At 61.1% G+C, this 18117-nt stretch carries 20 protein-coding genes; 9 read left to right on the forward strand and 11 right to left on the reverse strand.

The window, feature by feature from the left end; genetic code table 11:
• Positions 1-55: 55 nt before the first annotated feature.
• Complete coding sequence (locus tag SB822_RS12975; RefSeq protein ID WP_007587068.1) at positions 56-511, reverse strand: hypothetical protein; 456 nt, start codon at positions 509-511, stop codon at positions 56-58.
• A 75-nt stretch (positions 512-586) separates the two neighbouring features.
• Positions 587-976: a hypothetical protein gene (locus SB822_RS12980; RefSeq protein ID WP_410854862.1), complete on the reverse strand. Its 390-nt coding sequence runs from the start codon at positions 974-976 to the stop codon at positions 587-589.
• 203 nt (positions 977-1179) lie between these two features.
• Between SB822_RS12980 and SB822_RS12985 the strand changes: the two genes are divergently transcribed.
• On the forward strand, positions 1180-1794 hold the full coding sequence (locus tag SB822_RS12985) for a LemA family protein (protein WP_410854863.1): 615 nt from the start codon (positions 1180-1182) through the stop codon (positions 1792-1794).
• Between the two features lie 105 nt (positions 1795-1899).
• Positions 1900-2925: an alcohol dehydrogenase AdhP gene (gene adhP, locus SB822_RS12990; protein WP_007587074.1), complete on the forward strand. Its 1026-nt coding sequence runs from the start codon at positions 1900-1902 to the stop codon at positions 2923-2925.
• Positions 2926-3024: 99 nt separating this feature from the next.
• Here the strand turns inward: adhP and SB822_RS12995 are convergent, their stop codons facing one another.
• From SB822_RS12995 to SB822_RS13005, 3 genes are all read right to left on the reverse strand, one after another.
• Positions 3025-3426, reverse strand: coding sequence for a flavodoxin family protein (locus SB822_RS12995; protein ID WP_410854864.1), 402 nt, complete (start codon positions 3424-3426; stop codon positions 3025-3027).
• 180 nt (positions 3427-3606) lie between these two features.
• Complete coding sequence (locus SB822_RS13000) at positions 3607-4353, reverse strand: beta-ketoacyl-ACP reductase (RefSeq protein WP_410854865.1); 747 nt, start codon at positions 4351-4353, stop codon at positions 3607-3609.
• A 1-nt stretch (position 4354) separates the two neighbouring features.
• Positions 4355-4888 (reverse strand): hypothetical protein, encoded by a 534-nt coding sequence (locus SB822_RS13005; RefSeq protein ID WP_242681990.1) that lies wholly within the window; start codon positions 4886-4888, stop codon positions 4355-4357.
• Between the two features lie 175 nt (positions 4889-5063).
• Here SB822_RS13005 and SB822_RS13010 point away from each other — a divergent pair, with 175 nt between their 5' ends.
• Genes SB822_RS13010 through SB822_RS13020 form a run of 3 tightly spaced genes read left to right on the forward strand, consistent with a single transcriptional unit; the run spans position 5064 to position 7253 of the window.
• Complete coding sequence (locus SB822_RS13010; protein WP_039901239.1) at positions 5064-5903, forward strand: universal stress protein; 840 nt, start codon at positions 5064-5066, stop codon at positions 5901-5903.
• A 16-nt stretch (positions 5904-5919) separates the two neighbouring features.
• The gene (locus tag SB822_RS13015) at positions 5920-6423 is read left to right on the forward strand and encodes a universal stress protein (protein WP_079500392.1); all 504 of its coding nucleotides are present in this window, start codon (positions 5920-5922) and stop codon (positions 6421-6423) included.
• Positions 6420-7253 (forward strand): universal stress protein, encoded by an 834-nt coding sequence (locus SB822_RS13020; protein WP_410854866.1) that lies wholly within the window; start codon positions 6420-6422, stop codon positions 7251-7253. The genes SB822_RS13015 and SB822_RS13020 overlap by 4 nt, the downstream gene beginning before the upstream one ends.
• 126 nt (positions 7254-7379) lie before the next feature.
• Here the strand turns inward: SB822_RS13020 and SB822_RS13025 are convergent, their stop codons facing one another.
• Positions 7380-7838: a universal stress protein gene (locus tag SB822_RS13025; protein WP_007738619.1), complete on the reverse strand. Its 459-nt coding sequence runs from the start codon at positions 7836-7838 to the stop codon at positions 7380-7382.
• 346 nt (positions 7839-8184) lie between these two features.
• Between SB822_RS13025 and SB822_RS13030 the strand changes: the two genes are divergently transcribed.
• The 4 genes from SB822_RS13030 to SB822_RS13045 all read left to right on the forward strand — a co-directional run bounded on the left by SB822_RS13030 (position 8185) and on the right by SB822_RS13045 (position 10778).
• Positions 8185-9216: an Acg family FMN-binding oxidoreductase gene (locus SB822_RS13030; RefSeq protein WP_007587083.1), complete on the forward strand. Its 1032-nt coding sequence runs from the start codon at positions 8185-8187 to the stop codon at positions 9214-9216.
• Positions 9217-9341: 125 nt separating this feature from the next.
• Positions 9342-9626 (forward strand): c-type cytochrome, encoded by a 285-nt coding sequence (locus SB822_RS13035; protein WP_407671843.1) that lies wholly within the window; start codon positions 9342-9344, stop codon positions 9624-9626.
• A 48-nt stretch (positions 9627-9674) separates the two neighbouring features.
• A complete protein-coding gene (locus tag SB822_RS13040) occupies positions 9675-9884 on the forward strand; it encodes a DUF3564 family protein (RefSeq protein ID WP_007738622.1) in 210 nt (69 codons plus the stop codon).
• Positions 9885-10184: 300 nt separating this feature from the next.
• Complete coding sequence (locus SB822_RS13045) at positions 10185-10778, forward strand: IMPACT family protein (RefSeq protein WP_007738624.1); 594 nt, start codon at positions 10185-10187, stop codon at positions 10776-10778.
• An 82-nt stretch (positions 10779-10860) separates the two neighbouring features.
• Here SB822_RS13045 and SB822_RS13050 read toward each other — a convergent pair whose 3' ends face one another.
• The 5 genes from SB822_RS13050 to SB822_RS13070 all read right to left on the reverse strand — a co-directional run bounded on the left by SB822_RS13050 (position 10861) and on the right by SB822_RS13070 (position 17850).
• Positions 10861-12528, reverse strand: a complete 1668-nt coding sequence (locus SB822_RS13050) for a GMC family oxidoreductase (protein WP_410854867.1) — start codon at positions 12526-12528, stop codon at positions 10861-10863.
• A 56-nt stretch (positions 12529-12584) separates the two neighbouring features.
• The gene (locus SB822_RS13055) at positions 12585-13802 is read right to left on the reverse strand and encodes a mandelate racemase/muconate lactonizing enzyme family protein (protein WP_007587087.1); all 1218 of its coding nucleotides are present in this window, start codon (positions 13800-13802) and stop codon (positions 12585-12587) included.
• Positions 13803-15122 carry an MFS transporter gene (locus SB822_RS13060; protein WP_007587089.1) on the reverse strand — a complete coding sequence of 440 codons (1320 nt, stop codon included), beginning with the start codon at positions 15120-15122 and terminating at the stop codon, positions 13803-13805. It abuts the gene before it with no gap.
• 155 nt (positions 15123-15277) lie between these two features.
• Positions 15278-16702 carry an aldehyde dehydrogenase gene (aldA, locus tag SB822_RS13065; RefSeq protein WP_410854868.1) on the reverse strand — a complete coding sequence of 475 codons (1425 nt, stop codon included), beginning with the start codon at positions 16700-16702 and terminating at the stop codon, positions 15278-15280.
• Positions 16703-17091: 389 nt separating this feature from the next.
• Positions 17092-17850 carry an H-NS histone family protein gene (locus SB822_RS13070; RefSeq protein WP_410854869.1) on the reverse strand — a complete coding sequence of 253 codons (759 nt, stop codon included), beginning with the start codon at positions 17848-17850 and terminating at the stop codon, positions 17092-17094.
• Between the last annotated feature and the right edge of the window lie 267 nt (positions 17851-18117).

Genomic DNA, 18117 nt, shown 5'->3' on the forward strand with positions numbered 1-18117 from the left:
GAAGCCTCCGAGTGGCACGCGCGTTCGCAAAACATCTGTTTCCGCCGGGCCGGGATCAATTACCCGGGCGCTGCAACCAAGCCCTGAAGCGCGCCTCCACCGAAATGATCGATTTCGCGCACGTCGAATACAGCGGTCCCGCATTGCCGTCGCTGTCGTACATGCCGCGGCACATCGCCTTGAGCCGGATGGCAGCGCCGCCATTGCCGTCTGCATCTTTCGATGCAGCCAGGTAGACAAAACCGAACGCATGGGGAAACGCAGTCTGGATGACGGCATCGTCTGCCTGCACGATCCGCGTGGCCGAATGCGCCTGGATGAATGCTCGCGTGCGTGCCCATGCATCGTCGCAAGCGGGCGCTGTGGTGCACGCGATACTCGTTTCCTGTCGGGCCCGAAAGAGCTCGACTTCTTCAGCACGGAACGCCGCTTCCCTGGACGCCGTTGCACACGCGGCGAGCAATGCCAGACCGACGAGGGCGAGGCACAACGCGATGTTCATCCGTGCCATGACGCCCCCTGCGTGCTCGACTGCAATGGCGCCCGTGCTGCTGTCGTAGCGAGTTCGACGATCTCGGAAGTAATCTCATCCTGACGCACGATGCGCGACTCCCGCACGAGCGTCTCGAGTCTCGCCGCCACATGGTCGCTTGTAGCCATCAAGAAGCCGGCCAGGCACGCACGTGCCGACGGGAACCGTCATGGGACGGCCCGTAGAATGCACAGACATGCCGCGCGCAATACCCGCCGTCGCATGCAACGCAAGTGCCCGCACGACGGTATCGCTGACGTGCGCCTGTACTTCGACGAGAACCGGACGTCCGGCTTCAATCGATACCAACATGGCCGTGTCGACGGCGGGCAGCATTTGCCCCGTGAAATCGGCATCGATGACGGCACCGCGTACCACGATCACCCAGCCGCTCGCGACAGCCTGCCCGGACTGTCCGTCAGTTTGACTATACTGGATCGACACGTTATCGGCTCCGCCCCGAATTCATGAACCCCTTCAAGATAACGGCCTGCTGCGTGTCAAAACTGATCCTGATCAAAGAGTGTCGGAATCCCTCGGACGCCGTCAGTGACCCGTCCTATTCGAGGCCGGATTGACGGGGATCAATGGACGGTGCGCCAGCCGATCTACGCTCGACAGGACTGGTCTCACACGAGCGATGCACGATGACGAAGTCCATTCTGCTCATTCCTCTCCTCTTCGCGTTCTGCGCGCTCGCGGGCTGCGGCATCGAACGCCCGCATGTACGCGATGACGACGCGCAGGCGGCGTTCTCGGTGGTCCTCGATGTGTATAACGAACGCCTTTCACTGGCCGACGAAGCGACAGCGCTCGCGCGCCCTTACCTGCCGCCGGGTTCATCAGCGCTCGCGGACGTCGCCAACGCCCGCTCGACTGTCACCGCGCTGCATGCAACACCGGAGTTTGTCGATGCGCCTGCATCGTTCGAACGCTTCGATGTCGCTCAACGTCAATTGACGGAGGCGATGTCGCAACTGATGGTCGTGTGCGAATCCGTGCACCGGTTGAGCGCGACGCCCCGCTTTGCTCTGCTGCAGACGCGTCTCGCGGCGTCGGCAGGACGTATCGCGGTAGCGCGCGATCGCTATGACAGCACGGCGCGACGCTACAACGCGTCCTTGCGCCGCTTTCCATTCAACCTTGCGCAAGCCGTTCATGCCGATGCAGACAAACCGACGTTCTCGGTCCGCGACGGTTCGCCCGTGCACCGTCAGCCCCGCACGGACTTCGGCGCACTACGCGGTTCGCTGCGTGTATAGCGCGGGCAAGGCGTACGGCTCGCGCCTGGCGCAGCACCCCGGCTCCACACGCTACTGTCGAGCCCCCGCCCATGTTGCAGCAGTGATTTCTCGAAGGAGCATCTTATGACGCGTCACATGAAGGCAGCCGTCGTTCATCAGTTCGGTGCGCCACTGAGCATTGAGGAAGTCCCCGTCCCCGAAGTCGGGCCGGGCCAGATTCTGGTCAACATCAAGGCGTCGGGCGTGTGCCATACCGATCTGCATGCCGCGGACGGAGATTGGCCCGTCAAGCCTTCCTTGCCCTTCATTCCGGGTCATGAAGGCGTTGGATATGTCACCGCCGTCGGCAACGGCGTCAGGAACGTGAAGGAAGGCGACCGCGTGGGTGTGCCGTGGCTATACACCGCCTGCGGCCACTGCGAGCATTGCCTGAGCGGCTGGGAAACGCTTTGTCATGACCAGCAAAACACCGGCTACTCGGTCAACGGCGGATATGCCGAATACGTGCTCGCCGATCCGAACTACGTTGGACACCTGCCAGACAACGTCGCTTTCGACGAAATCGCGCCGATTCTTTGCGCCGGCGTCACCGTCTATAAAGGCATCCGCGTGACAGACACGCGCCCGGGGCAGTGGCTGGCAATATCAGGCATCGGCGGCCTTGGTCACGTCGCCGTGCAGTACGCAATCGCGATGGGCCTGCATGTCGTCGCCGTAGACATCTCCGACGAGAAGCTGGCGCTCGCGCGCAAACTGGGCGCGAAACTCACCATCAATGCGAACACGACGGACCCCGCGGCCGCGATCCAGAAGGAAATCGGGGGAGCACACGGCGTGCTGGTCACGGCCGTGTCGCGCAGCGCTTTTGCCCAGGCACTCGGCATGTTGCGACGTGGTGGAACGGTTGCGTTGAATGGCCTGCCTCCCGGCGACTTCCCATTGCCGATCTTCTCGACTGTGCTCAATGGCATCACGGTGCGTGGATCGATCGTCGGCACGCGACGTGATCTGCAGGAGTCGCTCGATTTCGCTGCGCAAGGCAGCGTGCGCGCCCATATCCATCGCGACCGGATCGAGAACATTAATACGGTGTTTGCGGGGTTGCGTGAGGGAACCGTCGACGGGCGCGTCGTGGTGACGCTCGACTAGCGCGCCAGCGCGCGAGGACAGGCGGCGCAGTCAATGACTCAACGACGCCTGTCCGTTACGGTTCCGTTACGGCTCGATGCGTGCCGTCCTTGCCGTCCTTCACACGCCCCACTCCGCCTCCAGTCGAGTCGCCAGCTTGTGCCTGATTTTTCGGGCGAAACCCTGACGCCGTTCGCCATCGACTCTCTGGCGCACGTCGTGCGCGGTGATCCAGCACGTTGCAACAGCGGTTTTGTGCGCCGAGCCCGCCATCTGCTCCAATGCCGGCTTTGCACCGCGGCCGCCCAGACAGCAGAACAGCGCAAGGTGCCGGATCTGTCCGCCATGCTCCGTGAGCCATGCCAACGCGGGCGCCGAAGCATGACCCGCCCATACGGGCGAGCCCATGACGACCAGTTCGTAACGCGACGGATCGTGCAGCGCGGGCATGATCCTCACCTGGCGCCGACACAACGCGTCGATCAGTGAACGCAGATAGCCGCGCGCACCTGCACGCGACACGTTTGCGCCCTGCTCACGGACGGCTTCGATATCGGCGCCGAGTTCTGCCGCAGCATCTCCGCGATTCGACGCGTCGTGCCACTGCGTGAGTAATACACCACAAGTATCGTGCTGCGAGATTCGGACACGTCACTCTCCATCTGAGTTGGCGGTGATCCGGCGATAACGGCGACGCCGGATTCACTCCATGTGCATTCCGCCGTTGATGGCCAGATTGGCGCCCGTCATGAAGGCCGCTTCATCGGAGCAGAGAAATGCAATCAGCGCGGCCACCTCTTCGGGGCGTCCGAGCCGCCCGACGGGGATCTGCGGCAAGATCTTCGTTTCCATGATGTCGTGCGGCAGGGCCTGAACCATTGCCGTTGCGAGGTAACCCGGCGACACTGTGTTCACCGTCACGCCGTGTTTCGCAACTTCCAGCGCCACGGCTTTCGTGAAACCATGCACGCCGGACTTTGCCGCCGAATAGTTGGCCTGTCCGAACGCACCGCGGGATCCATTCACCGAACCGATATTGACGATACGGCCGTACCCGCGCTCAACCATGCCTAGCAGAAATGGCTTGGTCATGTTGAATAGACCATCCAGATCGGTGCGCAACACAGCGTCCCAATCGGCTTTGCTCATATTGGCAAACGTCGCGTCGCGAGTGATGCCTGCGTTGTTGATCAGGATATCGACCTTCTTCAGTTCATCGAGCACACGTTTCGCGCACCGCTCGCACGAGTCGAAATCAGTGACATCGGCTTCGTACGCGTGAAAAATGCGCCCCAAATCGCGCTCCTTCACCAACCACGTCGAAATGTGATCGTTGCGTATCGAGTGCGACATCGCCACCGTGATGCCCGCGTCATGGAGTGTCCTGCTGATCGCCGCCCCAAGGCCGCCCATGCCGCCCGTAACAAAAGCCACACGTTCAGCTTTCATGTCAACCTCCCGTACCAGTGGCCTGACCGGCAGGCGAATGAGCGACACACTCATCGTGCGCCGACTCGACGCCGTGCACGATTGCGTCCTGACATGCGCGCAGCCACGCGCTAAAGCTTCCCATCGGCGCGTCGATACCTGGCAGTTTTTGCAGCGGGGCAAAGCAGAGCGCACGCCATGCGCTGGAAGCAGACGTGAAAGCCTCCATGAGTTCCGCTTGACGCCGCGCCGTCTGCATACAGGCATCTCCCCATATCGAGAGACTTTCGTTCGCGTAGTTCCGTGTCGCTGACTGGATCGTGTTGACCAGTCCGTACCAGTCGCCCGACTGTGAGAGCGCTGCTTCGACACGGCACAGGGCGTCGCGATCGCGCGCAATCACCCGGCTTTCCAATGCGTTGAGATCTCGACACCAGTCTTCGGCGACCCGGGTCACGTGTAAAGGTGCTGCCAGTTCAGTACGGCAAAGTTCAAACGGCGCAACGGCATCGGGTTCACGCTTCATGATCAATGCTCCGTAGGCGGTGATTCGCAAATGCTTCCCTACACAATCTAATCGCGCGTCACCCGTATGGATTGACCTGCATCAAGCCGCCGTCCGACATCCGGAGCGTTGATCTGAATCAACCGTCGCGGCGGCTCACCTCATAGACTCCATTGCACTGCGGGTATGCGCCCGCTCCTCCGTTCCACCATCTGGAGCCATGGCGATGAGCTACCAAAGCATCCTCGTTCACCTGGATACGGGCACGCATGCGCAGTCGCGTCTCGAACTGGCGTTGCAGCTCGCGCAGCGCTTCCACGCGAAACTGACGGGCGTCCTGTCCACATACACCCCGGACAAGCATGAGCTTTTCGTCATGGGCGGCACGGCCAGTTACTACATCGAGCACGAGCAGCAACGACAGGAGCGGTGCGCCGACCTTAAGCGTGTCTTTCACGCAGCGCTCGCACGTGCCAAAGTGGACGGACAGTGGATCGCGATCACCGGCTACGCGAACGATGTCATACCGCCGTATGCACGCCTGGCTGACCTGATCGTCGCGGGCCAGATCGATCTGAAGGATCCCGATTCATTCATCGCAGAACAGTTCGTCGAGAATCTGGTGATGGCGGCGGGGCGTCCTGTGCTGGTGTTGCCATCAAGTGGCTCGTTCACAGAATGCGGCAAGCACGTGCTGATCGCATGGGACGGAAGCCGCGAAGCGACGCGCGCGATTCACGATGCGCTGCCTTTCCTCTCGCACGCGGCGAAGGTCACGGTACTAACGGTCAACGCGGAACAGGATGCGCCGGATAGCGTACGCATGCCTGGCGCCGACATAGCGCTGACGCTGGCACGTCATGACGTGAAGGTGGAGGTTCGTGAAGTCACCATTGAACGCAACACGCCTGTCGGCGACGTGCTGTTGTCTCAGACGTCCGCTCTTGGCTGCGACATGATCGTGATGGGCGCTTACGCGCATACCCGTCTGCGCGAACTGGTGATGGGCGGCGCCACGCGTACGATCCTCCGGTCGATGACGGTCCCCGTTCTGTTTTCGCATTAGCCTGGGGAGAGACACGATGTATAACCGGATACTCATTGCGCTCGACGGTAGCGACACGGCTTCGCGCGCGCTCGACACAGCATTGAAGCTCGCTGCCGAACACGGCGCACAGCTCTTGCCGCTGTATGTGATCGACGTGCCCGTGATCGCCTACGACGCACCCGGATTCGATCCATCCATCATCCGGGACGCCTTCGGGGAAGAAGGCAAGCGGATTACGTCCGATGCAAAGACCCGCCTCGAGAAGCGGAGAGTAACGGGCACGCCGCGTGTGGTCGAAGTTTCGCCGCCCGGCGAGGACGTCGCACATCGCATCAACGCGATGGCCACCGAATGGCATGCCGATCTGATCGTCATGGGCACGCACGGTCGACGTGGGTTCCGGCGTCTCGTGCTGGGAAGTGTCGCCGAACGCGTGTTACGAAGCGCGTCCTGCCCGGTCCTGATGATTCCAGCGCAGGCGGCTGACATGCCCGCCGGATCCACAGCCTCCGCTTCCGATGAAAAGGCACTGACATGAGCTACAAGACCCTGCTCGTCCATATCGACGATAGCCTTCGCAGCCACGCCCGGATTGCACTGTCGCTCGATCTCGCGCGGCGCTGGGATGCTCACCTGATCGGATTGTATGTTGTCTCCAGTGATCTGTTCAGGCCGCCGTTCCGGCGGGACGATAGCGCCCCGTTCGCACAACTCGTCGCGCAGCAGGCCCAGCGCCAGCAAACTGCGCACGACGCGTTTCTCGCCGCCGCGGAGCGCGCGGGCCACCGCAGTGCCGAATGGCGGGCGCCGCGCGGACCTGCATTGAAGGTGGCCACGCTCCATGCTCGCCACGCAGATCTGCTAATACTCGGTCAGGACGATCCACAGGACGCCGCTGCGTACGTAGCCCCAAATTTCGTCGGCAGCCTGGTCCTCGATGCGGGCCGCCCCGCCTTGGTCATTCCTCATGCCGGCACCGTGAAATCGCCGGGAGAAAATATCCTGATCGCCTGGGACGGCAGCCGCGAAGCGGCGCGCGCCGTAGCGGACGCGCTTCCACTACTCAAGGCTGCGCGCTACGTGTCGGTCGACATCGAGCGCCGAACTGAGCCGCATGCGGATGCCCCCATCGGAATCGACGTCGCGGCCTGGCTTGATATGCATGGCGTCAATGCCTCGTTCTCGGCGGCCCCCGGTCATTTCGGCGCCGGGACGGGATCAACCCTGCTCAATCGGGCGTCGGACGGGCACTTCGATCTGCTCGTCATGGGTGCGTATGGGCATTCCCGAGCGCGAGAACGGGTGTTCGGCAGGGTCACCCGGACGATGCTCGAATCGATGACCGTACCCGTGCTGATGTCGCACTAAATGGACAGGGAGCGCGGCGGTGACAGGCCCACGCCCGGGGCATCTGCCGCGCTGGTCTGTTTGCGTAGGAAGCAGACTGAAGTCAGGCGGCCCTTGCACTCGTGCGCAAGCGTGGCCCGACAGAGATCACGCAAGGTGATTGGAATCGTGCCGCACGATCAGCACCGGCTTCTGTGTTGAACGCACGAGCGACTCAGCGACACTGCCGAGAAAAAACCGCCGCGTGCCACGCCTTCCATGCGTGCCAATGACGATGACGTCTGCGTCACACTCGTCGGCGGCCCGCGCCAGTACTGTGGGAACGTTTTCGCCATATGCGTCGATTGCCCGCACCGTCCCGCGCACGCCTGCTTCCTGCAGGAGTTTCTGCGCGGCTTCGAAGACGTGGCTGGCAACGCTCGCGGCGATGCGCACCTCAGGGTCGAGCCCGTATCCCGAATCGCCTTCTACCGGCCACTTGCCTCGATCCACAACGGACAGTACTTCCACTACCCCACCCGACTCTTTGGCCAGCCGCACGGCCTCTCCGAGCGCACGCTGCGCGCACGCGCTGTCATCGAGCGCGACGACGATTCGTTCATACATGGTCAACCTCCGTCTGGACTTGTCGCCGCCTGGCAAAGGCGATGACAGATGCCAGATGAAAGTGTGGCCCGCTTCATTTCTTTGTGATTGACTCAGGTCAACGCTCCCTCGCATCTCACGCGCTCATGCTGAACGGATTGGCCCCTTCGATGGAAACGCGCCGAATGGCTGCACGCATTGCTCGCATACTCCCTCCACGCTCCACCGGATGGATCACTTCAATCATCTATACCACGTGCCGATTCGATCTCAACTGTCCGCGACAAGCTTGACTTGCCTCAAGCACTCCGCAATGTCGCGTGCCACGATGGATGAACAGTTCCATATGGAATAAAGGAAGGTTCCTATGAGCACGCCAGTGTCACCATCAGCGTGGGAGCTCGACGAGCAGCTATTCAGCGCTTCGACATCACTGGAGCGACAACTCCGGTTCGCGTTGCAGTATGCGGTACTTGCGCCGTCGAATCACAACGCGCAACCCTGGCGATTCATCGTCGACGGGGATACCGTGCAACTCTGTGCTGATCGCACGCGTGCATTGCCGGTTGTTGATCCATTCGATCGCGAGATGCTCATCAGCTGTGGCGCCGCACTACTCAATCTACGCGTAGCGCTGAGCCATTTCGGAGTAGCGTATTCGATCACTCTTTTCCCATCGGACTTTGATCCTGACATTGTCGCTCGACTGAAGGTGACGCCCGACGGTCACCGCGACCCAGCCTTGGCGGATCTTTTCAGTGCCGTGACAAGGCGCGTGACGACTCGCGCGCCCTTCGCCAGCGAGCTCATTGCCGAATCCTTCAAGAAAGAGGTCTCCGACGCGTGTGATATAGAAGGTGCGATCGCAATTTGCGTAGATGAGCGATCGTCCCGTCAGGCCATCGCAGATTTGATCGCGGAGGCCGACCGCATCCAGTTCGCCGACCCACGCTTTCGCCGTGAACTCGCAAGCTGGATTCATCCGCGTCGGCTCGGTGACGGCATGCCGGCATACGGGGCGGCAGTTGCTGGGCTGCTCGATCTCGCGGCGCCGCTGGTCACATCGGTGGTCCGTGTGTTTGATGTCGGCGCCGGTACACCTGCCACACATCAACGACTCGTCGAAGGTTCGCCCCTTCTCGTGGGAATTGCGACGATACGCGACGACCGGGAGGCATGGCTGGCTGCAGGGCAGGCGCTCCAACGAATGTTGCTTGTCGCGGCTTCCGAAGGATTCACTGCGTCGTATCTGAATCAGCCGATCGAAGTCGGCACGCTGCGCGATCAGCTCAAAACCATGCTGAAAGTCGAAGCCATGCCTCAATTGCTGCTACGCGTCGGCCGCGGCCCCTACGTGAATCATTCGCCGAGGCGGCCTTTGTCGGACGTCGTCGACTGACGCTGACGGCCTCACATCGGTGACCATACAAGACCAATCGCAGTTGAATCGAAGGAGACGTTGCCGTGATCCATGCTCGCCTAACCAAAATCCTCGTCTTCGCGTCGATCGTGTTCCTCGCAGGAATGAGTTCGGCCCGTGCTCAGCCCAATGAACCGACCGAACTGGTCGACCAGCAGCACTGCATGTTCTGTCATACGTCAGATGCCCCCTTTCTTGCACCATCGTTTCGTCAGATTGCAGATCGATACCGCAACGTACCGAACGCAACAGCGATGCTCGAGATCAAACTCAGAAAAGGGGGACGCGCGCATTGGGGTGACACCCCCATGCCGATGCCCCCGGAACGCGGCGGGCCCATATCCGCGGAGGACGCTCATAAGCTGATTCAATGGGTGATGACGCAGTAACGGTTGGCCAACTTGAAATGACACTGCTATTCACTCACGGAGGCAGCGATGAGAATCACCGTTCATCTCGACACGTTCGATTGTCAAGATTCCGCCTACGCGATTGTTTGGCTTGACCGGGAGGCAGGCAAGTGGTCGCGGGAAGGGCATGCCGTAATCGACTTGCCGGCATGGGGAACGTTAGCGTTTGCCAGAGGCAGCACTCATTTGAGGTTCCCTTTGTGTACACATATTCCGCGCCGACCAGAAGCTCACTGATACGCCAGTTTGTGCGTGCAGTCGGGTAGCAGTCTTACGCAGCAAGGGATTCAGCAAGTTTCCGGGCGCTGAATCCGGGATAAGGGAGACGGATCGCGCCGGATGAGGAGTCCGGCATCGCCCCAGCCAGAGCTAGATCCGCCATGCGTTGCATTATCGGCTCGCGCGGCGAGCGCGTCATCACACAAGTCAACAAGAGACTCTTTCCGGATGCGTCAAAATAGCGGCAACCTGACCGCTCAGGCACATCCGCTAAGATAGGGACCCTGACCGCACCCGAACCAACCGACGCCTGCCGCCTTGCCGACCTTCACTCTCCCCTCAGCGCTGCAGGCGGAACTCGACATCCGCAAAAGCCGCTTCATCGCCTACGCGATTCCCGTCGCCGACCGCGACGCCGCAATGGAAGAACTGCGCCGCCTGCGCGAAGCACATCCCACGGCCACGCATGTCTGCTGGGCGCTGCTGGCGGGCGGGCAGTCGGGCATGTCCGACGACGGCGAGCCGTCGGGCACGGCGGGACGCCCGATACTCGAAGTGCTGCGTCATCACGATCTCGACGGTGTGCTAGCCGCTGTCGTGCGCTATTACGGCGGCGTGAAGCTCGGCGCGGGCGGCCTCGTGCGCGCCTATACCGACGCGATCGCCACCGCGCTGCAGGACGCGCCGCGCGTCGAGCGGATCGCGCTTGCGTCCTTGCAGGTCGAAATCGGCTATCCCGACGAAGCCCGCGTGCGACGCTGGATCGAACAGGAAAACTATGCGCTCGAAGCGAGTGCGTACGACATGAACGTGCAACTGACGATCCGCATGCCCGTCACGGCCATCGACGCCGCACGCGAAGCCTTGCGCGACATGACGCAAGGCCGCGCGGTTTTCCCCGAAAACGTCTGAGCGAAACAAAAGAAAGCGGCCGCTTGCCGGAGAAGTATTCCGTGCACGCAGCCGCCCTGGCAGACTTACAACTTGTCGGCGATCAATGCGCCGCAGCAAACGCCTTCGCCGATTCCTTCGCTTGCGAACCTGCCGCTGCCAGCGCGTCTTCGAGAATCATCTCTGCGCCCTTCTCCGCGACCATCATCGTCGGCGCGTTGATATTGCCTGACGTGATGTTCGGGAAGATCGACGCATCGACGATCCGCAAGCCTGACATGCCATGCACGCGCAGACGCTCGTCCACGACCGAGTTGCCGTCGTCCGGCCCCATCGCGCATGAACCGCACAGGTGATAGATCGAACCCGACTGCTCGCGGAAGTACTGCAGGAAGGCGTCGCGATCGCTCACCTGCGGGCCAGGCGAAATCTCTTCGACAGTGATGTCCTTGAGCGCCGCCGTCGACATGATCTTGCGCACCAGCTCGCAGCCTTCAATCGCTTCGTCGATATCCTTTTGCGTCGTCAGCGCGTTGATGCGAATCTTCGCGGCAACTTCCGCGCGATCGGACGCGATCTGGATCGAGCCGCGGCTACTCGGGCGGCACGGATTGAAGCACAGCAGAAAGCCCGAATACGGTTCCGGTTCGAGGCTCGCCTTGTTGCTCTTCGGAATGCGGTACGACAGCGGATTGAAATAGAGCTGCAGATTCGGCAATGCCTCTTTCTCGCTGCTTCTGAAGAAGCCACCAGCCTGATTCACGCTCATCGCAAGCGGGCCTTTGCGCGTCAGCAGGTATTGCAAGCCGAGCTTGAGCTTGCCCAGCAACGGGCGCATTTCGTCGTTCAGCGTCTTCACGTTCGAGCGGTAGTAGAAGCTCACGCAAAGATGATCCTGCAGGTTCTGGCCGACAGCGGGCAGATGATGCACGAGGGGAACGCGATGTTCTGCAAGCAGCGCGCTATCGCCGACACCCGACAGTTGCAGCAGCTTGGGCGTATCGACGGCGCCCGCCGAAAGAATCACTTCCCGCTTCGCGGTGAAATGACGCGCACTGCCGTTCTGCTTGACGACGACGCCCGTCGCGCGCCGGTTCGCGTCGAACAGCACCTGCGTGACGAGCACTTCACGCTCGACCGTCAGGTTCTTGCGATTGAGCACCGGGTGCAGGTACTCGAAGCTACTCGACGAACGCTGGCCATTGCGCGTGTTCACGTCGTAAATGCCCGCGCCTTCGAATTGCGCACCATTGAAGTCGTCAGTGCGCTTGTAGCCCGCCTGCTCGCAGCCCTTGATGAACACGTGACAAATGGGGTGCGCATCATCCTTCATCGGCGAAATGCCGATCGGGCCATTCGCGCCGTGATACTCGGTGTTGCCGAGCGGATGCGATTCGAGCTTGCGGAAATACGGCAGCACGTCGCGATACGACCAGCCCTTGTTGCCCGCTTCCGCCCAGTCGTCGTAATCCTGCGCCTGGCCACGCACGTAAATCATTGCGTTGATCGAACCGGAGCCGCCTTGCACCTTGCCGCGCGGGCAATACAGCGAGCGGTTGTCGAGTTCCTTCTCCGGCTCGCTGTAGTACATCCAGTTGTAGGTTTCGTTGTAGTACGTCTTCGTGAAACCGACTGGAATCTTGAACCAGAACGAATCGTCGGCGCGCCCCGCCTCGAGCAGCAGCACCGAGTACTGGCCCGATGCCGACAGACGGTTGGCGAGAATGCAGCCCGCAGATCCCGCTCCGACGATGATGTAGTCGTAATTCATGTTCTATTCGCCCGCAGGCGTCCAATACGTGGAATACGTTAGGCCTGTTCGCGCACTCAGCCTTTGGCGGGCGCGAGATCCTTCACGTCGGCGGGCTTCGACGCCATCTGCAGATGCAGGCGCTCGCCCTTATACGGCGTGTGCTGATTGACGACTTCCATGTTCAGCTCGACGCCGAGGCCCGGTTCCGTCGACGGAATGATGTAGCCGTCTTCCCAGCGAATCGGCGACTTCAGCACCTCGGCATGGAAACCGCCCCACGTGCCGATGCTTTCCTGAATCAGGAAGTTCGGCGTGCACGTTGCAAGCTGAATGCTCGCGGCGGCGCCGACCGGACCGTTGTAGAGGTGCGGCGCGATCTGCGCGTAATACACCTCGGCGAGCGTCGCGACTTTCTTCGCTTCGAGCAGGCCGCCGACGCGCGCTACGTTCAGTTGCAGGATCGACGCGCCGCCCGCTTCCAGCAGCTTGTGGAACTCGTACTTCGTGGTGAGGCGTTCGCCGGCCGAAATCGGAATGCTCGTGTGCCGTGCAACTTCGGCCATTGCGTCATGCTGTCCCGGCGGCACAGGTTCTTCGAACCACAGCGGGTCGTATTTTTCGAGGCGCTTCGCAAGACGGATCGCCGACGCCGGCACCATTTGCCCATGCGTACCGAACAGCAAATCGGCCTTGCTGCCCACGGCTTCACGCACCTTGCGGCAAAAGGTTTCGCAGCGGTCCATCACTTCGAGCGACAGATGATGACCCGAGTAAGCCGTATAAGGGCCAGCAGGATCGAACTTCACTGCCGTAAAGCCGCGCTTGACGTTTTCCGCCGCGCATTCGGCCGCGAGATCGGGATCGTCGTAATCGTATTCGCCGCGGCGGTTCTTCGGATACAGATACGTGTACGAACGCAGGCGCTCATGCACGCGGCCGCCGAGCAGCTCGTACACGGGCTTGTTCGCCGCCTTGCCGATGATGTCCCAGCACGCCATTTCGAGGCCGCTCACGACGCCCATCATCGTCAGATCGGGGCGCTGCGTGAAGCCGCTCGAATACGCTTCGCGCCACAGACGTTCGACGTGGTGCGGGTCCTTGTCGAGCAGATAGCGCGAGAACACGTCGTCGATGATGGGCGCCATCGCATTCGGATGAAACGTGGCCGAATAGATTTCGCCGACGCCTTCAATGCCGCAATCCGTCTTCAGCTTGACGAAGATCCAGTACATGCCGCCGATATGCGGCGGCGGCACGGCGACGATATGCGTTTCGAGCGAGACGACTTTCATTTACGCTTCCTTCCTGTTAAGCATATTGCGCAGCACGAGGCCCGCGAAACCGCCGACGGCGGACACGGCGGCCACGTAGCCGAAGTACATTTGATAGCCATGCACCCCCGGATAGTTCTGGGTCAGATATCCGTTGATGAGCGGCAGGAAAACATCGGGCGAATAGCCGAGTACCGAAATCAGGCCAATCGCGAGGCCCATGGTTTCGACGGGCACATTGCAGCGATCGAGCAGCGACCAGTACAAGCCGCGAATCGCATACGTCAGCACGCCGATGAAGAGCACGAGAAACACCAGCAACACATGGCTGCTGATCTGCGGCGCGGCGATCAGGCCGACCAGCGAAAGCGACGCGAGAAAGAGCGCGATGATCAGCACGGTCACTTTCGAAAAGCGGTCGCCGAGAAAGCCGCCGCCAATGCCGCCGATGGGACGCATCCACAGCTTGAGCGTCGTGATCGTGCCCGCCATCACCACCGACAAGCCAATCTCGCCTTCATGCAGATACGCAGAGAAGCTGTAGGTCGCCCAGAACACCTGATAGCCGCAGAACACGATCGCCGCGACGAGCCACAGTTCGGGAATCTTCGCGAGCGTGATCAGATCGGCGATCACGTTGCTGCGTTTGGCCGCTTGCGCGCGGCTCGATTGCTCCGCTTTCGACGACGGATCTTTCACCAGTGCGAGCACTACGCCGAGGCCAATGCACAGGAACGCGTACATATACACCACGACCTTGAAGCCGACAGCGGCCGGTTCGCCCTTCGTCTGCGTGAGCCATGCGAACAGCGTGATGGCGATCGTCGCGAGCATGGCTTCGATCAACCCGCGCCCGCCGTCGAGAAAGCCGAAGAAGCGGCCCTGTTCGTCAGCGCCCGCGATCATCGACACGCGCTTGATGACGGCCGCCCAGAACGTCAGCCCCGTCGACAGGCCCCAGCCGCCAAAGATCATCAGCAGCAGATTGAACGACGGCGCCGTCGAATACACCAGGCCGAGCAGGCCAGTCGCGACGAGCGAGAAGCTGATCAGCAGGCGCGGCGCGATGCGGTCCGCGAGCCAGCCGCTCGGCAGGTAGCTCAGCAGAAAGATCGTGCCGAGCATCGAATACAGATAGCCGAGCTGACTTTCGCTGATGTGGAAAACTTCCAGCATCGTCGGCTGATAGACCTGGCGCAGATAGAGAATCGGATAAATCGCGCCGGCTGCAATGACGAGCAGCAACAGCTGCATATAGCGCTGTGCCTTGTTAGCGGATTGGTCGGTTGCGCTGGCGGAACGGCGCGCCGAAGCGTCCGTTTGAAGAGGTTGGCTTGCCACTGAAATGCTCCTAAGAGACGCGCGAGGAGCACAGCATGCGCCGTGGCCATCGTGTCTCCAGTACTTTGTTATGAATGCAGCGTGTGCTTTTTATGGTTAAGAAAAGAGAGCACATCCCACGTTGCTTTTCGCACGCGGAATGCGCCCTGACAGGATCAGTACTTCATGACGACCAGACGCGTCTGCGTGAATTCGAGCATGCCGTGCTTGCCGTCGTCGCCGCCGAGACCCGAGCGTTTCCAGCCTGCGTGAAAGCCCTGATACGGGTCGGCAGGCGTGCGGTTCACGTAGAGTTCGCCCGCTTCGATGTTGTTCGCGACTTTCATCGTCGTGCGGTAGTTCTCGGTGTAGAGCACCGACGACAGACCGAACTGGTGGTCGTTGGCCATCTGCAGCGCTTCGTCGAGCGTGCTGTAGCGCACGACGGGCATGATCGGGCCGAACGTTTCTTCCTGGATGATCTCCATGTCCTGACGGCAGTTCGTCAGCAACGTGGCCGGATAGAAGAAGCCCTTGCCTTCGGGAATCGCGCCGCCCGTTTCGAGCGTTGCGCCATCGGCCACCGCGCACTGAACCATCGCGTGAATCGACTGGCGCGAGGCTTCGTTGACGAGCGGGCCCATCAACGAAGCATCCGTGCTGCGGTCGCCGCTCTTCACTGCGCTCATGTGCTTTTTCAGCAACGCGACGAACTGGTCGTGCACGCTCTCGTGGACGTAGACGCGCTCGATTGCCGTGCACAGCTGGCCGCAGTGCGTCGTCTTCGAGCCGACGAGTTCACGCGCGGCCTTTTCCAGATCTGCATCCGGCTCGATGATGGCAGGCGTCTTGCCGCCCAGTTCGAGCGACGGCTTCGCAATATTCTCTTTGCAATAGTCGAGCACCTTGCGACCGGCGCCGACGCTGCCCGTCAGCGTAATCATGCCGACAGCGGGATGCGTGCAGACGGCTTCGGCCGTCGCGTGGCTCATCGCGAGAATGTTGACGACGCCCGCCGGCAATTCGGCGCGAATCACGGCCTTGGCGATTTCGAATGCGGAAGTGGGCGTGTTATTGCTCGGCCGCACCACCACCGTATTACCCGCGATCAACGCCGGCGCGATTTTGCGCATGAACGTATAGACGGGGTAGTTGAACGGGATCAGGCACGCGACGACGCCGATCGGCTCGCGATGCATTACGAGGTTCTCGTCGGGCGTGTCGCTGGGAATCACTTCGCCTTCGATACGGCGCGCCCACTCGGCGTGATAGCGCGTGATCTGGCCGGCGTAGATGGCTTCGTTGGTCGCGTCGGCGACGCTCTTGCCGGACTCCAGCGCGAGCGCCGCGCCGATGGCGGGCGCGCAGTCGGTCAATGCGTCGGCGAGCTTGTGCAGATACGTTGCGCGCTCCACCGCAGGCAGCTTGCGCCAGCTCTTTTGCGCGGCGGCGGCGGCAGCGACTGCTGCTACGGCCTCTTCGCGGGACGCGCCCGATACCTGGGCGATCTGCGCCTCGGTAGCGGGGTTATAGACGGAGATGAGTTCGTCCGTTGCGGGTTCGACGAACTGGCCGCCAACGAAATTCCGGTCGAGTCGCATGGTGTTTTACCTGGTGACGCGTGCGCGAAGCACATTACCGGCGGCAAGTCAGAGCGATGCGAAACATGCAGCCGGCGCATGACCCGGATTCTTCTCTGCGGCCTTATGACGCGCAAGCGAGTATTTCGACCGCCAAACATTCATAAAACTCATGTTTGTAGGGCGATATGACGGGCACGCGCACGAATCGCCAGAGGATGCAGCGGATATGTGGAAATGCGTCTTTTAAGGAAGCGCGAAGCGAGCGCCGAGGCAGCAAATCCGCCTTTGCGCGAGCCGGCATTGCACCGGCTGCGAGTGAATGGCGCGGCAACCTGAGCGCCGCGCGTGGGAACGGTCCGGCAGGATGCCGCCGAACCGGAATTACATAAAAGCCGCTTCGAAGCGGATCAAGCCTCGCCCGTCGATGGCGTAGGCGTCTGCACCGTTATGGGCGTTTCGGCCACGGGCGCAACGCTTTTCACGGGTGCCTTCTTTGCAGCTGCCTTTTTCGCCGGCGCCTTGCTTGCGCTGGTTTTCTTTGCGGCAGCTTTATTCGCAATTACGCGCTTGCCGGCAGTCGGCGCGGCAGACTTCGCAGCAACCTTCTTAGCGGCTGTCTTCTTGCCGGCGGCTTTCTTCGCAGCGACTTTCTTTACAGCAGCTTTCTTTACAGCAGCTTTTGCGCCTGCCGATGCCTTTTTCGCAACCTTGCGACCCGCCGACTTCGCCGTTACAGCTTTCTTCGCGACGGCTTTCTTCGCCGCCGTTTTCTTAGTCGCTGCCTTTGCAGTCACCGCAGGTTCTGCTGCAGCCGCGGCTGCATCGATCAGAAACTTGCTACGGTCTTTCACATCCTTGATCCATGCCGGCGGTCGAGCGTGACCGCTCCACGTTGCACCCGTCTTAGGATCGCGATACTTGGGCGGCAATTTGCCTTTCACCGCCGATGCGATTCCGACCTTGCCGCTGCTGACGCCAAGACGCACTTTGCGCTCGCGTTCGCGCCGTGCTTTTGCGCGACGCTCGATATCTTCCGTTGTGAGACCGTGCTTGATCATCAGTTCCCGGATCTGGTCCAACGCACCTTGCGCGCGTTTAGCCAGGAGCGTTTCAGCCTGCGTCTGCAGTTTCTTTATACGTGCCTGGATGATTTCCAATGTAGCCATTATTGCCTCCCTTTGAATTACATACGCGGACTATGCCACGGAATTGCTTAGAAGCGCTATCGTTTTAAAGCTTGAGTAAGAAAACCGTTGCCCATCGATACGCCATTTCTCTTAAGCCTCGCATAAGGCTCGTCACACGCAATTGCTGAAGCGGCTTTTTGCCATTGCATTGCATGTCGCGAGAATAATGGCCCGCTCTCAAACGTTAATTCCTTCGACTGCCAATTGCTGCATGGCCGCACGCCTGCGCCCAACAGGAGGACACTG

The organism is Paraburkholderia sp. SIMBA_054, from assembly GCF_046534875.1.
Classification (GTDB): Bacteria; Pseudomonadota; Gammaproteobacteria; order Burkholderiales; family Burkholderiaceae; genus Paraburkholderia; species Paraburkholderia hospita.

Coding starts and splice junctions, on each gene's coding strand:
- SB822_RS13055 (WP_007587087.1), bottom strand. CDS start 13,802: ATGAAAGTCGTCTCGCTCGAAACGCATATCGTCGCCGTGCCGCCGCCG.
- SB822_RS13070 (WP_410854869.1), bottom strand. CDS start 17,850: ATGGCTACATTGGAAATCATCCAGGCACGTATAAAGAAACTGCAGACG.
- SB822_RS13040 (WP_007738622.1), top strand. CDS start 9,675: ATGAGAATCACCGTTCATCTCGACACGTTCGATTGTCAAGATTCCGCC.
- SB822_RS13000 (WP_410854865.1), bottom strand. CDS start 4,353: ATGAAAGCTGAACGTGTGGCTTTTGTTACGGGCGGCATGGGCGGCCTT.
- aldA (WP_410854868.1), bottom strand. CDS start 16,702: ATGCGACTCGACCGGAATTTCGTTGGCGGCCAGTTCGTCGAACCCGCA.
- SB822_RS13050 (WP_410854867.1), bottom strand. CDS start 12,528: ATGAATTACGACTACATCATCGTCGGAGCGGGATCTGCGGGCTGCATT.
- SB822_RS13010 (WP_039901239.1), top strand. CDS start 5,064: ATGAGCTACCAAAGCATCCTCGTTCACCTGGATACGGGCACGCATGCG.
- SB822_RS13015 (WP_079500392.1), top strand. CDS start 5,920: ATGTATAACCGGATACTCATTGCGCTCGACGGTAGCGACACGGCTTCG.
- SB822_RS13035 (WP_407671843.1), top strand. CDS start 9,342: ATGAGTTCGGCCCGTGCTCAGCCCAATGAACCGACCGAACTGGTCGAC.
- SB822_RS12975 (WP_007587068.1), bottom strand. CDS start 511: ATGGCACGGATGAACATCGCGTTGTGCCTCGCCCTCGTCGGTCTGGCA.
- adhP (WP_007587074.1), top strand. CDS start 1,900: ATGACGCGTCACATGAAGGCAGCCGTCGTTCATCAGTTCGGTGCGCCA.
- SB822_RS13020 (WP_410854866.1), top strand. CDS start 6,420: ATGAGCTACAAGACCCTGCTCGTCCATATCGACGATAGCCTTCGCAGC.
- SB822_RS13030 (WP_007587083.1), top strand. CDS start 8,185: ATGAGCACGCCAGTGTCACCATCAGCGTGGGAGCTCGACGAGCAGCTA.
- SB822_RS13025 (WP_007738619.1), bottom strand. CDS start 7,838: ATGTATGAACGAATCGTCGTCGCGCTCGATGACAGCGCGTGCGCGCAG.
- SB822_RS12985 (WP_410854863.1), top strand. CDS start 1,180: ATGACGAAGTCCATTCTGCTCATTCCTCTCCTCTTCGCGTTCTGCGCG.